14 protein-coding genes are annotated in these 17,787 nt (G+C 34.8%); 5 read left to right on the top strand and 9 right to left on the bottom strand.

Annotated elements, in window-relative coordinates:
- The first annotated feature begins 23 nt into the window (after window positions 1-23).
- Genes OCL94_RS02595 through OCL94_RS02615 form a run of 5 tightly spaced genes read left to right on the top strand, consistent with a single transcriptional unit; the run spans window position 24 to window position 8,652 of the window.
- Window positions 24-968 (top strand): glycosyltransferase family 2 protein, encoded by a 945-nt coding sequence (locus OCL94_RS02595; RefSeq protein ID WP_262994253.1) that lies wholly within the window; start codon window positions 24-26, stop codon window positions 966-968.
- The gene (locus tag OCL94_RS02600) at window positions 961-1,347 is read left to right on the top strand and encodes a GtrA family protein (protein ID WP_262994255.1); all 387 of its coding nucleotides are present in this window, start codon (window positions 961-963) and stop codon (window positions 1,345-1,347) included. The genes OCL94_RS02595 and OCL94_RS02600 overlap by 8 nt, the downstream gene beginning before the upstream one ends.
- Before the next feature lies 1 nt (window position 1,348).
- Complete coding sequence (locus OCL94_RS02605; RefSeq protein ID WP_262994257.1) at window positions 1,349-3,961, top strand: YfhO family protein; 2,613 nt, start codon at window positions 1,349-1,351, stop codon at window positions 3,959-3,961.
- Complete coding sequence (locus OCL94_RS02610; protein WP_262994259.1) at window positions 3,954-6,617, top strand: YfhO family protein; 2,664 nt, start codon at window positions 3,954-3,956, stop codon at window positions 6,615-6,617. Before OCL94_RS02605 ends, OCL94_RS02610 begins: the two co-directional genes overlap by 8 nt.
- Window positions 6,618-6,639: 22 nt before the next feature.
- Window positions 6,640-8,652 carry a DUF2079 domain-containing protein gene (locus tag OCL94_RS02615; protein ID WP_262994261.1) on the top strand — a complete coding sequence of 671 codons (2,013 nt, stop codon included), beginning with the start codon at window positions 6,640-6,642 and terminating at the stop codon, window positions 8,650-8,652.
- A 115-nt stretch (window positions 8,653-8,767) separates the two neighbouring features.
- Here the strand turns inward: OCL94_RS02615 and rplS are convergent, their stop codons facing one another.
- The 9 genes from rplS to smc form a co-directional block, all read right to left on the bottom strand.
- Window positions 8,768-9,118, bottom strand: a complete 351-nt coding sequence (gene rplS, locus OCL94_RS02620) for a 50S ribosomal protein L19 (RefSeq protein ID WP_096076732.1) — start codon at window positions 9,116-9,118, stop codon at window positions 8,768-8,770.
- 117 nt (window positions 9,119-9,235) lie between these two features.
- On the bottom strand, window positions 9,236-9,961 hold the full coding sequence (gene trmD, locus OCL94_RS02625; RefSeq protein WP_262994264.1) for a tRNA (guanosine(37)-N1)-methyltransferase TrmD: 726 nt from the start codon (window positions 9,959-9,961) through the stop codon (window positions 9,236-9,238).
- A complete protein-coding gene (gene rimM / locus OCL94_RS02630) occupies window positions 9,958-10,458 on the bottom strand; it encodes a ribosome maturation factor RimM (RefSeq protein ID WP_262994266.1) in 501 nt (166 codons plus the stop codon). The genes trmD and rimM overlap by 4 nt, the downstream gene beginning before the upstream one ends.
- Before the next feature lie 47 nt (window positions 10,459-10,505).
- Window positions 10,506-10,733 (bottom strand): KH domain-containing protein, encoded by a 228-nt coding sequence (locus tag OCL94_RS02635; protein WP_262994268.1) that lies wholly within the window; start codon window positions 10,731-10,733, stop codon window positions 10,506-10,508.
- A 5-nt stretch (window positions 10,734-10,738) separates the two neighbouring features.
- On the bottom strand, window positions 10,739-11,014 hold the full coding sequence (gene rpsP, locus OCL94_RS02640; protein WP_233680993.1) for a 30S ribosomal protein S16: 276 nt from the start codon (window positions 11,012-11,014) through the stop codon (window positions 10,739-10,741).
- Window positions 11,015-11,224: 210 nt separating this feature from the next.
- A complete protein-coding gene (gene ffh, locus OCL94_RS02645) occupies window positions 11,225-12,577 on the bottom strand; it encodes a signal recognition particle protein (protein ID WP_262994272.1) in 1,353 nt (450 codons plus the stop codon).
- A 22-nt stretch (window positions 12,578-12,599) separates the two neighbouring features.
- Complete coding sequence (locus OCL94_RS02650; protein WP_262994275.1) at window positions 12,600-12,941, bottom strand: putative DNA-binding protein; 342 nt, start codon at window positions 12,939-12,941, stop codon at window positions 12,600-12,602.
- Window positions 12,934-14,199: a signal recognition particle-docking protein FtsY gene (ftsY, locus tag OCL94_RS02655; RefSeq protein WP_262994276.1), complete on the bottom strand. Its 1,266-nt coding sequence runs from the start codon at window positions 14,197-14,199 to the stop codon at window positions 12,934-12,936. Before ftsY ends, OCL94_RS02650 begins: the two co-directional genes overlap by 8 nt.
- Window positions 14,199-17,786, bottom strand: coding sequence for a chromosome segregation protein SMC (gene smc, locus OCL94_RS02660; protein WP_262994278.1), 3,588 nt, complete (start codon window positions 17,784-17,786; stop codon window positions 14,199-14,201). The genes ftsY and smc overlap by 1 nt, the downstream gene beginning before the upstream one ends.
- Window position 17,787 lies beyond the last annotated feature (1 nt).

A 17,787-nucleotide genomic window follows, 5' to 3' on the forward strand; every position in this document is an offset into this window, starting at 1 on the left:
TTACTAAAATTTAAGGAGTCAATATGTTAATTTCACTTATCATCCCTATTTATAATGAAGAAAAAAATATCGTAAATTTACAAAATGCCATTACAAATACAATGGCTACAATCAATCATACATATGAAGTAATCCTCATTAACGATGGTTCGAAAGACAATTCACTAGCACTATTACGCACAGTTACTGAACAAAATAACCACTTTAAATACATTTCATTTTCACGTAATTTCGGTAAAGAAGCAGCAATGATTGCTGGATTAAAACATTGCAAAGGTGACTGTGCCATAATTCTGGATGCTGATTTACAACACCCTCCAGCATTTATTCCACAAATGATTGAAGCATATGAAGAAGGATATGATCAGGTCGTCATGCGACGTGACAGAACGGGCGAAAACGTGATTCGAAAGATTCCTACTCAGATCTTTTATAAAGTGATTAATGCAGCAACTGATGTGCAGCTTACGGATGGTGAAGGTGATTTCCGTTTAATTTCACGTCCAGTTATCGATAGTATTATTGCTTTAGAGGAATATAACCGTTTCTCAAAAGGAATTTTTGAATGGGTAGGATTTAATAAAAAAACAATCCCCTTTAAAAATATTCAACGTGAATCAGGTCAATCTTCTTTCTCTAGTTTTAAATTAATCGATTATGCAATCGATGGCATCATTAGTTATAACAATAAACCGTTACGTATTTGTTTTTATTTAGGCGCGGTTACTATGTCTTTATGTTTACTGTACATTATCATCACGTTAATCCAGATTATGACACATGGTATAGAAGAACCCGGCTATTTCACTATTATTTCATCTGTTTTGTTTTTAGGAGGCCTGCAATTATTTAGTTTAGGTATTGTCGGAGAATATATCGGCAGAATTTATTATGAAACGAAGAAACGTCCGCATTTTATCATTCAGGAAACAAATATTCAGAAAGCAAAAGGTGATTTTAATGATTAAGCCTCAATATATGCGATTTATTAAATTTGTATGCGTTGGCGTAATGAATACTGCTAACTATTATCTTGTTTATTTATTATTATTAAAGATTTTGCATTGCAATTATCTTTTTAGTCATATTACCGGGTTTTTATGCGCCTTTGTAATTTCATATTTTTTAAACTGTTATTTCGTTTACCATGTACAGCCGACATGGAAGAAATTTTTAGCATTTCCGCTTACACAAGTGGTCAATATGGGCGTTCAAACGCTGTTGTTATATTTATTTGTTGATATATTTGCCATGAATGCAATATGGGCGCCATTCCCTGCCCTAATCCTGACTATTCCAGTAACATACATAATGACGACTTACATATTAACAAAGGAGTTCGTATAAAGTGAAACGTCTCAACTTCCAACAACTTAAACAACCACTTATAATAACGAGTATCGCATTTTTATTAGCAGTAATAGGGCATAGTTTTTATATTTATCGATTTTTTAAAGACGGTACTATTTTTACAGGTCCAAATGATGGTTTAGAACAAATGTTGCCAATGCAACTATACCTATATCATAAATTCATTTCGGGAAAGTTTTTCTATAATTTAGATTTTGGATTAGGCGGCGATTTCTATACAGATCTCGCCTACTATTACTCAACTTCTATTATATTTTTTATTAATATGATTGCGATCCGTTTTTTAGATTTCTTTTTCAATTTCCATGTAGATACGGTTACATTCTGGGCAAAAAATGCATTTTTTATTTCCGTTGCTAAGTCTACAGCAGGCATTGTTGCGAGTTATTATTATTTCAGAAAAATTAAAATGAATCCCATAAGTGCGATGCTTTCAAGCTATTTATTTTTAACTTCAGCGATTTATTTTAGATTTACATTATACTGGTCATTTTTCAGTGATGTTTTTATTTTCTTACCATTATTATTACTCGGTATTGAACGCTATATTCAAAATGAAAAGAAAGGTATTTTTATTATTGCTACGGCGTGTATTTTTATTAATAATTTTTATTTCGCCTATTACCAAGTATTATTCGGTGTTGTTTATTTCCTATTAAGAAATGGATTCAGAAGTGAGTATGATACAGTCCCACGATTAAAACAATGGTTTCACTTTTTAATAATGGCCGTACTTGGTGTAATGATTAGTGCATTCGCTTTCTTCTATGGTGCAAAAAGTTTCATTCAAAATGACCGCGTACCATACACGCAAAAAATACCTTTATTTGATCCATTCGATCAAAATGCAAATATCTTTTATGATAATTATTTATTGATTGTTTTATTTATCACGTTACAAGCATTATTAACGTTTAAGTTCTATCATCATTATTTTTATCGCTTTTTCGCATTGATGTCGATTGCTTTGATGTTGCTGAGCTTTACACCATTTATCGACTCCATTTTTAATGGCTTTAGTGCACCACAAAAGCGATGGCATTATTTAATTACATTCTTTACGAGCGGATTGATTGGTTTTTATATCATGAAATTTAAAGAAATTTCAATCCAGAACTATTTATATTCACTTATTCCAGGTTTTGTGATTGTCTTTATGAGTCATTATTATATTCATAAAGCAGTTACATGGGTTTGGTTCATCCCGATGATTGCCATCGTTGGATTATGCGTGCTTATCGTACACAACAACAAAACAAAACAATACTTTTATTACGGACTAATCGTATTGATTATTGCATTCAATTGGGATACCGTTCGCGTGCACAACAAACTAGACAATTATAATCCTGGTATTGATAAACGTGCAAAATTAAGTTATATCGAATCGAGTGTTTATGATTCCCCACTTCAACGACAAATTGTTTCGGAATTAAAGAAAAAATTAAAGCCAGGTGAGCGAATTGACTGGCGCGTGCTGGAACAGGATAATACACCGATGTACCAGAACTTCAATGGTGTATCGCTTTATTCAAGTATTTTTGATGGTTCTCTTACTGATTTCTACTACAAACAATTAAAAATTAATATTAAGGAAGAATCATTATCTCGCTATTCAACATTTAATTCGCGTAGTAATTTAGAATCGCTTATGAATGTAAAATATTTAGTGCGTAAAGATTACCAGACTGATATCCCCGAAAACTTTAAACTTATCGGGAATAACGGTAAATATAAAATTTATGAAAATACTAAAATGGTGCCGTTTGCGCGTATTACGAATCGCATTACAAATAGTAACGATTTAACAACACCGATTGACCGTGAACACGCCATGCTTGAAGGTTTTGTTTCCGACACTATGCCATCGACTTTCTCGTTGCAGCCATCAACGAACTTATTGTCTGAAATGAAAGTCATTCCATCAGGTGCACAGTGGCTAAATCAAAATATAAGTTTAAAAGTCAATCCCCCGAGCGGCGGACTGATTATTGAAATACCGAAACATCTGCAACAAAAATATAAAGACTTTTATGTGGAAATGTATGTACAGTTGCAATCCCCTGTGACAAATCATCAAATTAATATTAATAATTATGCGAATAATCGACTGTTCCAGACAAGTAAATATCGAACGCATCAAGATGATTTAATGTATCGTGTCAAATCACCAGATAACGGTAAAATTCTAATTGGCTTAACTGCCGGAACGTATAAATTAACAGTAAAAGGAATTTACGGAGAAGATTATACGTCTTTGAATAACGTTCAAAAAAATCATGATTATCAATTTATCGATAAAGGTAATAAAATGACGGTAAAACTCGATCATTCACAAAACGGATATTTAGTTGTGCCGATTACGTATCGTGATGGTATGTATGCAAAAGTTGATGGTAAAGATGTCAAAGTAGAACGTGCCAATTATTTAATGAGTGCTGTAAAAGTAGCAAAAGATACTAAAACAGTTGAATTTAAATATATACCTCCGTATTTCTATTTAATGGTATGCATATCGCTACTTGGAATCATTATTTCCTTTATTTATATACGTGCGACTCGAAAAGAAAGGATTGAAACGCATGTTTAAAGTATTCCAGTCCATGAAGATGAAATCAACATTGAAATTAATTAGTGTTGCAAGTTTATTATCACTTTTAGCGCATAGCTTCGTTATTTATCGTTTAATCAAGAACGGTACATTATTTACGGGTAAAGGTGATGGTATTGCACAAATGATACCGTTTCAAATGTACTTGTACAATAAGTTTACACATTTCCACTTTTTTTATGATATGGATTTTGGACTGGGTGGCGACTTTTTTAGAAGTTTATCTTACTATTATTCAACTGCCCCCCTCGCTTATTTAAATTTCTTTATCGTTTGGATTGGTGATTTATTTTTACCATTGAATACAACTGACCCTGTATTCTGGGCAAACAATCAATTTGTTATTTCAATCATAAAGCTTACACTCATCATCATTGCAACATACAAATTACTTCGTTATATCAATATCAATCGTTTTTCAAGTATGACCAGCGCATTCTTATACGGCTGGTCTACTGTTTATTTTTTCTTTACCTTTACATGGAGTTTCTTTAGTGATGTCATGCTATGGCTACCCCTTACAATTCTCGGATTAGAACGATTTTTTCATGAAAGAAAAATCGGATTATTCATAATCGCGCTGGCACTTACATTACATTCAAACTTTTATTTTAGTTATTATGAATTCATTTTTGTCTTATGTTATTTTATTTATCGTGTCGCATATCCGAAACAAACGGATTGTGTGAATCGAATTCAAAAAATAACTTTAGCAGCAATCGGTGCGATAATAGCACTCGGTATCGCTGCAGTCGGTATCTTTACAGGTATTTCAAGTTATTTGATGAATGATCGAACGATACCGCCACTTCATATTAAACCATTCATTGATATGGTTGGCTTTTATAATATATTTTACGATGGTTATTATGTTGTCATTTGTTTCATTACCGTCATAGCTTTAATGACCTTTAAACTTTATCACCACTATATGTATCGCTTATTTGCAACGATCACGATATTATTTATGGTCGGTTCATTAAGTCCACTATTCGATAGTTTCTTCAATGGCTTTTCAATTGACCAACGTCGATGGACGTATTTATTAGTCTTTTCATCAGCAGTTTTAATTGCACATTACTTAAATCATTTAAAACAAATCGATGTGAAATCTTTACTTATTTCATTGATTCCTATTTGCATTATTTATCCGGTGTCTATGTATGGACATGAAAAATTGTTAATCTGGCTTATCTTTATCCCTATCATTTGTATTTTAATCTTAATTTATATTCGTACACATCAACAAAAGTTCTTCATTACGATGCATCTGATGATCATCATGATGAATTTATTTTTCGTCCATGATTATGTTACTGAACAAATGGATACGTTACATCCGGCAAAAGAACATGATATAAACTTTTTAAATTCCGATCGCTATAATTCCGAAACGCAGCGCACAATGATTCATGATATTAAACAAAATATTCCGACATCAGACCGCATTGAATGGCAAACATCAAGCACACATAATACACCAATGTATCAACAATTTAACGGCACAAAATTGTATGCTTCGATATTTGATCAGGACATTTTAAAGTTTTACGATCAAGAATTAAATATCACAATGCCGACAGACAGTAATTCAATTTATTATAGTTTAGGCGAGCGTACAAATTTATATAGTTTATTCAACGTCAATACGACGATACGTATTCCGCCAGTAACAACCTTACCTTTTGGCATGCAACTTGAGAAAAGTTATCACGAACCTAATAGTAAAAAGCAATATGACATATTTAAAAACCAGTACACATTACCTTTTGTTCGCGTAACAGATCAAGTCTATAATGCGTCTGAACTCACAACACCGATTGATAGAGAACACGCCATGCTAAATGGTGTTGTACTGGATGGAAAAGGAACGCAATCCATTCAACCCGCTGAGAATTTATTAAGTAAGGCTACGATAACGTATCAGGATGCAGCGTTAACACAAGATAAATTAGTTGTAACGAAAGAAAATGGCGGATCACGCATCCATCTTCCAAAATCTATCATAAAACAATATGAAGATTTATATGTTTCCATCAGTATTGAATCTAAAACATATAAAGATTATCACTATGTATGGTTGAATGAAATTTATCAATCCAGAAAGCCATTAGATGATGACTATCGTCGATTTAACCCTACCATTACGTTGAAAGTTAAAGCGAATGAACTCCTTGAATTAAAGCTTAAACCAGGTGAATACACTTACAAATTAAATAGTATATATGGAGAAGATTATCACACTCTAAAAGCTGCAGCACAAGAAAAAAATAAACATCAGTTTATGAAAAATAATGACACAATGACGATACAGCTCGGACCACATAAAAAAGGCTACGCAGTATTACCAATTCCTTATTTAAAAGGCATGACCGCAACAGTAGATGGTCAAAAAAGTGAAGTACAAGAAGGTAATTATTTAATGACGGCTATACCGGTTAGTGAACATGCAAAAACAATCATACTTCGATATACACCACCGTATTTTCATCTAATGCAATGTATTGCCATCATCAGCATCATCCTTGCTGTATTATTTACACGTGTTGTGTATCGCCGAAAGATTATGCCGATAAACAAGTCTCATATACAATTCGATCAGGAAGATTTGCAGTTAAAAGATAAGTTAATTTAAGCGTGTACATGGAGGTGAAACTGTGGAACGACATAAAGAAACATTTAGGTCAGATTTATTATTGAATTGCAACTATGCTTTACTTGGAGGGTATGCAATTTACGCATTCTTTTATCAGTTTTTTATCAGTAACGATTATTTATTCTTTAAGCTTTCAAGACCTTTCCATCTCATAATTGTTATTGGTAGTGTATTGTTATTAGCAGCATCAATATTATACCTTTCTAAAATGTATGCTATTGTACCGTTAGATGTCATGGGATGGTGCATCGGTCTCTATATTATCAGTGCGGCTTTACGTGCACCAAGTCCAACCATCGTACTTGGATTTATGCTTATAACGATTATGGTCGGTACACATTTATATCGTCAACATCGCCAAGTCGCGTATTTGTATATCGTTTGTTTTGGTATACTCCTTATTAAAACATTGTCCATACAATCGATGAATTCGGAAGCACTTCAAAAGTTTCATTATGTATTAACGGATAAAGATTTCGCATTACAAAAAGGCTTATTGATTGGCATCTATTGTGTTATCGCATATATCGCACTATCTATTGCACTTAATCAATCACAATATCAACTGAATAACACTATGACAAACAGCTTAAAGATTATCGTACCTGTCATATTCGTTTGTATGACAGTCTTTACGATAATTGTTATGGTCGGTAAAGAATTAATGATGGGATTTGCAACTTATGATAAAGGTTTATTCACACAAATGTTTGAGAGTATGCGTCATGGTTTAGGACCAATGAGTTCATTAGAACGTGATCACTGGATGTCGCATTTTCATGTGCATATCTCTCCTATTTTTTATTTCATGTTGCCATTTTACATGCTCGTACCAAGACCAGAGACGTTAGAAGTTGTACAGGTGCTCGTTACAATGAGTGGATTCATTCCGTTCTACTTGATCCTTAAACACTATGAAACACCTAACTTGTTACGACGATTATTATTAATACTGTTTATCGTAGCACCTACATTTACAAGTTCACATTTGTACGGATTACATGAAAATTGCTTTCTGACGCCAATGCTGTTATGGCTTATCGTAGCAAATTTAAAGCAATGGCGATTACGTCTGCTATTGATTTTATGTATTATTTTGATGATTAAAGAAGATATTATGATTTATATCGTTGCGATAGGACTTTACTTTATATTTCAAACGATTGAACGAAATACGCCGAAGCGCAAATTGTTTATTTTGTTCTCACAAGTCATCGTACCAATCATTCATTTTAGCGTATGCTTATATTATTTAAATACATTTGGTGATGGTTCAATGACAACACGTTTTACCAATTTCATGATGCCTGGACAAACAGGTTTAAAAGATGTGGTGATCAATATTGTGACGAACCCCACATACTTCTTTAGTGCAATATTTACATTTAGTAAAGTAAAATACATTGTAACACTTCTTGCGGCATTTGCATTTTTACCGATATTACAGAAACATCTCATCAATTATGTATTATTGTTACCGATGCTTGTTATCAATTTATTAAGCGACTTTCAATATCAAGTTGATTTCGGATTTCAGTATCATTATGGTAGTAGTGCGCTGTTATTATTTATGACTGTCCTTTCGATTCAGTCATTTCTACAGCATGGTCGTAAAAGTGCTAATGTATTGATGCAACGTCTGATCTTTAGTGCATGTATCATGTCAACTGCAATCATGATGACGTTTTATATACCGGCAACCTATGGTATACAATCGTATTTAACACATACGGACTACTTCCAGGCTAAGAAAGATACACTCAATCAAATTCCGAAAGATAAACGTATTCTTGCTTACGGGTTTTATACAACGCAACTTGCTTCTGCACAAGCTCTATATGATCTTGATTATCACCATGAGAAGAAAGTGGATACATCCATCGATTATGTCGTTGTACCACGAGAAATGCTAAATCAACAAACGGAGCAAACGCAACTGATAAAGCAATATATACAAGCAGGTTATAAGGAAAACAATCTTTCATCCAATGATATATTGATATTGAAAAAATAAGTGATTAGACACACAAGCTAACGCTCAACATATTCTAGTCAAATATAAAAAGGGTAGGACAAATTGTCCTACCCTTTTCATTTGTGCATCTGAACGATGCACCTTAAAGCTTCTATTAACGAATTTCTTTAATACGAGCAGCTTTACCACGAAGGCTACGTAAGTAATAAAGTTTCGCACGACGTACTTTACCACGACGTAATACTTCAATTTTCTCGATTTTTGGAGTGTGTACAGGGAATGTACGTTCAACACCAACACCGTAAGAGATCTTACGAACCGTGAAAGTTTCAGAAATTCCGCCACCACGACGCTTGATAACAACACCTTCGAATACCTGGATACGTTCGCGAGAACCCTCAACGATACGTACGTGAACTTTTAAAGTATCACCAGGACGGAATGATGGTAAATCTGTGCGCAATTGGTCTTTAGTAATTGCATCGATTAATACGTTATTTGACATAATATTCTTCTCCTTCTGCCTATGTTCTTAAGTCTTTGCTCAGCGGATCATAGTGATTTATGTGTTTTTCACACTTGATTTATTATACAGGGTTACATTATACAAGTCAATATTAAATTATTGTTTTGATTGAAACTGTGATAATATTTTTAAATCCTGCTCTGTCAGCGGATACGTTTCAAGTAAATCCGGACGACGTTCAAACGTTCTTTTCAATGATTCAGTATGTCTCCACTCATCAATTAATTTATGATTCCCACTCATGAGCACATCAGGTACTTTCAAACCTCTGTACTCAGCAGGTCGCGTATACTGAGGATGTTCCAGCAAACCACTTGAGAATGAATCATCTTCGTGAGATACTTCATTCCCTAATACATCTGGAATCAGGCGAACAATGGCATCTGTCATCGTAATCGCAGCATATTCCCCACCCGTAAGTACGAAGTCACCGAGTGAAATTTCATCCGTAACTAATTCTGTGCGAATTCTTTCATCATAACCTTCATAATGACCACAAATAAACACAAGATGCTCAGCGTGTGCTAATTCCTCAGCTTTCGCCTGATCAAATCGCTTACCTTGCGGGCACATCAGTATAACACGTGTGTCTTTCGTCATTTCAAGACTATCCATTGCGTTAAATACTGGCTCTGGCTTTAATACCATGCCTTGACCACCGCCATAAGGATAGTCATCAACTTGATGATGCTTATTGTTAGCATATTCTCTGAAGTTCACAGTATTAATCTCGACAATGCCTTTATCTTGTGATCGTTTAATAATAGAATGATTGAGTACATCAAACATTTCTGGAAAGAGTGTTAAGTAATCGATTCTCACGATAATAAACCTTCCATCGCTTCAATCGTAATTTTTTTATTGTCAATATCAATTTCTTTTACGACATCTTCAATATAAGGAATTAAATTTTCTTTCTCACCTTTGACTACCCATACATCGTTGGCACCTGTTTCAAAGATTTCAGTTACTTTACCGATAGATTCGCCTTCATTAAAGACTTCACACCCAATAATATCACTATAATAATATTCATTTTCTTCTAGAGGTAACGATGCTGTATCGACATCCTGGTATACATCTAAACCTTTGTATTGTTCTACTTCATTAATATTATGAATGCCTTCAAAAGCAACCATATGAAAGTTTTTATGTACACGATAAGATTTGATGACAAGCGATACAGTTTCATCTTTAAACGGTATTAATAATGTTTTCCCCGGATGGAAGCGTTCTTCAGCAAAATCTGAAGCTGACAATATTTTAACTTCTCCTTTAACACCATGCATATTTACAATTTTACCAACGTTAACATTCATTATTTATTCCCTCCACTCATAAAAAAAGAGTACCAAAAATGGCACTCTTAATCAATTTCTACAAACACTTTCTTGATTTTCTCGTTATTAGATCCTGAAACAACAGTACGAATTGCTTTGGCAATACGACCATGCTTACCAATGACTTTACCGATATCTTCAGCATGTAACGCTAAATGATACGTAATGCTGGAAGCATGCTCTTCTCTCTTGATCTTGATATCCTCTGGATGATCAACGAGTGGTTCAATAATCGTTTGCAATAATTCTTCCATCGTGATTACTTCGCGATTTTTTGGTTATGGAATTTTTCCATGATACCTTGTTGTGATAAAATGTTACGTACTGTGTCAGTTGGTTTTGCACCATCTGCTAACCATTTTAAAGCTAATTCTTCATTTACTTTGATTTCAGCTGCTGGTTTAGCAACTGGATTGTAAGTTCCGATAGCTTCGATGATACGTCCGTCACGAGGTGCACGAGCGTCTGCTACTACGATACGATAGAATGGGTTTCTTTTTGAACCCATACGAGTTAAACGAATTTTTACTGCCATAATTAAATCTCTCCATTTCATTTCTTTTCTACAAGAATTAATAATAACAGAGGTTAAATTCTTTGTAAAGCTTTTTTTCTTTACAAGTTATATTTTTTTTAATGATATGATTTGATTTGATTTGAAGTTGTTCATATTGTACTACTATAAAATAAGTACACGGCTGTATTGTTTAAATACTGCCGTGTACCTTATAGAAAATATCCTTAATTAAAACGGTAAATTCATACCGGCAAATGGATTTTTACCTTTTTTACCTTTTTTCATACCACTAAACTGTTTCATCATTTTCTTCATTTCCTCAAACTGTTTAATCAGTTTATTCACTTCTGACAAACTACGGCCAGATCCTTTGGCAATACGTTTTTTACGGCTCACGTTAATAATTGCCGGATTCTCACGCTCTTCTTTCGTCATACTGCGAATAATTGCTTGAATATGATCAATTTGCTTCGGATTCATATTCAATTGATTCACTTGCTTCATCTTACTTGCTCCAGGAATCATCTTAAGCAAGTCATCAAGCGGTCCAAGTGCCTTCACTTGTTCTAATTGATCTAAGAAATCATCAAATGTAAACGATGATGTTCTCATTTTCTGTTCTAATTCTTTTGCTTTCGATTCATCTACTTGCGCCTGTGCTTTTTCAATTAAACTTAATACATCACCCATACCTAAAATACGAGATGCCATACGTTCTGGATGGAATGGTTCTAATCCGTCCATCTTCTCACTCATACCGACGAATTTTATTGGTTTTTGCGTTACACTTCTAATTGATAGTGCCGCACCACCACGTGTGTCTCCGTCTAACTTTGTAAGCGTTACCCCTGTCACATCTAATTGTACGTCAAAGCTCTCTGCAACATTTACTGCATCTTGCCCTGTCATAGAGTCAACGACTAACATAATTTCGTCAGGTTTCGCTACTTCTTTCACGTCCACTAACTCTTGCATTAATTTCTCATCGATATGCAGTCGACCTGCTGTATCGATAATCACAAAGTCTAAGTGTTCTTCTTTCGCATACGCTAATGCTTTTTCTGTAATTTCTGCAGGCGACACTTGATCACCTAAAGTAAACACTGGAATTCCGATTTGTTTACCGACTGTTTGCAATTGCTGAATCGCAGCAGGTCTGTAGATATCACATGCTACAAGTAATGGCTTCTTATTAAATTTCTTTCTCATTAATAACGCTAACTTACCTGCAGTTGTCGTTTTACCTGCCCCTTGCAATCCGACCATCATCACGACAGTTGGTGGTTTCTTACTCATATTAATTTGCGTGTTCTCTCCGCCCATTAATGTTGTTAATTCATCTTGAACGATCTTAATAACTTGCTGTCCTGGTGTTAATGAACTCATAACATCTGAACCTAATGCACGTTCTGAAACTGTCGCAACAAATTGTTTCACTACTTTAAAGTTAACGTCGGCTTCCAGTAATGCTAAACGAACTTCACGCATCATTACTTTAATATCCGCTTCAGTTACTTTCCCTTTACCTTTAATCTTCTGCATGGTTGCCTGGAGTCGATCTGATAATCCTTCAAAAGCCATACAATGACCCCCTTAATCTTTTTTATTCTATTTTCTTAAGTTGTTCTATTAAATGTTCTATTTGTTCCATATTATTGACGTCTTTATGCAACGCGTCACTTAATTCATCTAATAACTGTTGACGACTTTCAAACTTTTTAAATAAGCCAAGTTTTGACTCATATTCTTCTAATAATTCGTCAGTACGTCTAATATTATCATAAACTGCCTGACGTGACACTTGAAATGTCTCTGCAATTTCTGACAATGATTCGTCCAGTAAATAATAGCGCTCTAAGTAATTTCTTTGTTTATCTGTAAGCAATGACTGATAAAAATCAAACAGATAATTCATACGCATCGTTTTCATTAAGTCACTACTCATCTGCTGCTTCCTTCAACACTTCAGCTGCTTTATTTTCTTCATCTGTAGATTGCTCAATCATATCTGCAAATAATCCGTACACATAACTTTCAGCATCAAATGGTTGCAGGTCATCTAACTTCTCACCAAGTCCTACAAATTTAACAGGAATGTGTAGCTCATTACGAATGGCTAACACTATACCACCTTTAGCTGTACCATCTAATTTCGTTAATACGATGCCTGAAACATCTGTTACTTCTTTAAATGCTTTCGCTTGTACTAAAGCATTTTGTCCTGTCGTCGCATCTAATGCAAGTAATACTTCATGTGGTGCACCAGATACTGCTTTCGCTAATACTTTCTTTACTTTTTCTAACTCTGTCATTAAGTTTGCTTTATTTTGCAGGCGACCTGCCGTATCACAAATTAATATATCTGCACCACGATTTTTCGCGGCATTGACCGCATCATACATAACTGCTGCAGGATCAGAACCTTCTTTTTGTTTAATCACTTCCACACCTACACGGTCACCCCAAACTTGTAACTGTTCGATGGCACCAGCACGGAATGTATCACCTGCTGCAAGCATCACTTGTTTACCTTGCGCTTTATAACGATGGGCAAGTTTTCCAATTGTTGTCGTCTTACCAACACCGTTTACGCCTACCATTAAGATGACTGTTAATTCACCTTCCTGAATATTCATTTTTTGAAGTTCTTCGTCTTCCTGTTCATAAATTTCAACAATCTTCTCTACGATGACTTCACGTAAGTCCGACGTTTCAGTAATATTGCGGCGTTTCGCTTCCATACGTAACGATTCTACTAAATCCATTACCGTATTGAAACCGACATCGGCTTGAATTAACATTTCCTCTAATGCTTCAAAGAAATCTTCATCCACTGTGCGATACATCGCCAGTAAATCATTCAGTTTATTCTGGAAGTTCTCACGTGATTTTTCTAATCCTTCACGGAATTTCGCCCCAAGTTGTTGTGATTCCCACGCTTCAAATTCTTCAATAGAAATTAAATCATCATCTTCAAAATCAAATTCCCAGCCGTTTGATTGTTTCTTTTGTTCTTGTTGAGGCTTTGATTTCGGTTGTTCGAACACATCAACAGGTTTATGTTCATACGTCTTTGTCTGACTGTCGCTTTGCGGATCAATATCCTGTGTACCGACGTCATCTAACGGTTGTAATTCCTCATGTACAGTTTTCGGTTCTTCTTTTGAGACAAATCTATCTTTAAGTTTCTTGAAAAAACTCATTACTTCGTCAGCTCCTTCAGTTTTTTATCATCTAAATCTTTTAAATTGACACTCACCAGTTGTGTAATACCCGCATTTTGCATCGTTACACCATATAAGCGATCACTACGTTCCATCGTACCTTTGCGATGCGTAATAACGATAAATTGTGTGTCTTTCGTCAATGTATTTAAGAAATCAGCAAAGCGATTTACATTGGCTTCATCAAGCGCCGCTTCAACTTCATCCAGAATAACGAATGGTGCACTTCTTGCCTGTAGTATCGCAAACAATAATACGATTGCCGTTAAAGCACGTTCTCCGCCTGAAAGTAAACTTAAATTTTGTCGGCGTTTACCTGGAGGTTCGACATAAATATCAATACCTGCTGTTAATACGTCATCAGACGTCAATTGTAATAATCCAGTACCACCACCAAATAACTGTTTAAAGATATTTTGAAAGGCATGTGATACCGTTTCAAATGTCTCCATAAAACGTTCGCTGACCATCGCGTCCATATCTTTTATTATTGATTCCAGATTTGCTTTCGCTTCTAATAAATCCGCTTCTTGATTCGTTAGGAATTCATAACGATCACCAACAACTTTATATTGTTCAATTGCATTTAAATTGACAGGTCCTAATTCATCAATTGAAATTTTGGTTAATCGCACACGCTTTCTTAAATATTCTAAATCCGTTTTGAATACATCAGACACAGCAAGTGTTTCCCAAACATAATCTTTTGCTGCCTCAAATGTCATTTGATATTGTTCACTTAAATGGTTCATTAAGTTTTCTAATAGCACATTTAATCTTGAATGTTTACCTTTCAGTTCACCAATACCATTTTCAATCCCATTGATTTGACGTAATAACTCATTATACTCCTGATCCATGGCATCGATTGTCTTGTTCAAGTCTGTTAAATCATGCTCACCTTGTTGGATACGTAATTCCAGTTGCGCTTTGTCTTCTGACAATGTCTTGAATAATTGTTCTTTCTGTCGTATTTCCTGTTCAACTGCAGCAACATCTATTTGAGCTGCGTCGTTGTTTAATAAATCAATTTCTATTTGAATGCTTTCTAATTGTTCGTTACGCTCTTTCAGACGATCTTTTTGGTGCGTAATATTCGTCGATAAGACGGCCAGCTGATGTTGTGTCTGACTGATTGCTTCGGTTAAACTTTTCTCTAATGCTTTTTTATCATTGGCACTGGCATTAAAGCTCTCGATTCGTTGATTTAATTGATCAAGCTCTACTTCAATGGATTGAATCTTTTGTTGATAATCTTGTATCATTTGCTCACGCTTCTCGATATATTGCGATTCCTCTATGAATGATTCAACTTCTTCATGCATGACTTTTAATCGACGTTCCTTCGCTGTCGCTTCTTCTAAAGATAACTTTAACTGATGTAATTCATCACGCAATGCTTCTCCGGCACTTCTCGCTTCACTTGCCTGCATTTCTTCAGTCGTTATCTGCATTGAGCATATATCAACTTGTTCTTTCAATTGTGCTGTGGATGCCATAAACGTTTCAAGTTTCGTCGTTACTTGTTGTAGTTCATTTCTCGCCGTTAACGCTTGTGTCGGTTTATTCTTACTACCCCCTGACATTGAGCCACCAGGATTCACAATATCCCCTTCTAATGTAACGATGCGTGCTTTATAGCCGATTGCTTTCGCGATTGCATTGGCTTGTTTTAACGTTTCACAAACGATAATCGTCCCTGAAAGATTGTCGATAATCGCTTGATATTGAACATCTGTTTGAATAAGTTGATTTAATGTATTAATAAATCCAGGCATCGATTGTGCCGTTTGGTATATATCACGTGATAAACTTCTCGGTTGCATTACGGATAATGGTAAAAATGTTGCTCGACCTAATTTCTTATCTCGTAAAAATTGAATCGCCTGACGACCTGCCTGCTCGTCATCTACGATAATATGTTGCAAACTTGCACTTAACGCACTATCAAGTGCATCGTTATATTGCATGTTAATCGTAATCACATCTAACACAGTTGAATGGATACCATTTAATAGATGTTTATTCTTTAATAGCATGCGAACACCTTGATAATAACCTTGGTATTCTTCCTGCATTAACGTCAAACGCTCTTTTTTACGTTCTAAATCTTCAATATAATGGCGTGCTTGCGTATATTGATCAAATACTGCATTATATTGGGATTTACTCGTTTCAACAGAAGCTATATGTGCTTTGTATTGATCGCGCAATTGATCCAGTGTGATAGATTTTTCGTCGATTGCCTTAATTAAAGTACGTATTGTTTGCTGAATCGCTTCAAAATCTCGCGTAACGTGTTCGTTCATTCCTTCATGCTTCACTTGCTTCTGCTTAAATTGCATTACTTCTTTTTCAAATAATTTAATATCATTTGAAAGTGCAGTCTGTTCGCTTAATTTATCATAATACGCACTTCTTGTCTCATCGATTAAAGTTTCTATATCTGTATCGAGATCAACTAATTCTCTTTGTTGTGATTTCAGTTGCTGATCCAGCGATTTTTTTTCAGAGATTAATAATTGTATATGATGTTCTATCTCCGTTTTTCGTTCAAATTCTTTGTTGAATTGCGCCTGATACTTTTCTACACGTTCAGAGCGTTTAACTGACGTTTCGCTATGATTTAACAAGCGCTCTTTCAGGACATTCACTTGCCCGATATTACGTTCAATTTGTTCTGTTGTCGTTAATAATGTCTGTTGTAATTGTTGTACATCGTCTTGTACCGTTTTTCGCGCATTTTTGTTTTGTGCTAATTTTTCATTAATACGCTCGCTTTTTTCTTGTTTGAACTGGATCAATCCTGTAAATTCTTCTATTTCCTTTTGACAGCGCTGATAATCTGATTGTGTCGTTTCAATATCAGCAATCGTCACTTGAATATCCGCATCTTTCATTTCTTCAGAAAGCGCTAAATATTCTTCAGCAATACTTGCTTCCATTTTTAAAGGTTCAACGCGATCCTTTAAATCATAAATAATATCATGCACACGCGTTAAATTATGATTCGTATCTTCAAGTTTGGATTCAGTTTCTTTTTTACGCTTTTTATATTTTAATACGCCTGCCGCTTCTTCGATTAATTGACGGCGTTCTTCCGGCTTTGCATTCAATACTTGATCGACTTTTCCTTGCGATATCATACTAAAGGCATCGCGACCTAATCCACTGTCTAAAAATAATTCCGTTACATCTTTCAATCTGCTTTTTTGTTTATTTAATAAATATTCACTATCACCATTACGATAAAGTTTGCGTGTTACTTCAACGGTATCTGCGTCTATGTTTAATAGTCGTTCACGGTTATCCATTGTCAACGTAACTTCTGCATAGTTTTGTGGTTTACGATCTTGAGCACCTGAAAAAATGACATCTTCCATTTTTGCACCGCGTAAACTTTTAGCTGATTGCTCACCGAGCACCCATTTTATCGCATCTGTAATATTACTCTTTCCTGAACCATTTGGACCTACAATTGCTGTCACACCTGCATCAAAATGCACTATTGTCTTGTCAGCAAATGATTTAAATCCGTAAGCTGAAACTTGCTTTAAATAAACCATA

The organism is Macrococcus capreoli (assembly GCF_025628935.1).
GTDB classification, from domain to species: Bacteria; Bacillota; Bacilli; order Staphylococcales; family Staphylococcaceae; genus Macrococcoides; species Macrococcoides capreoli.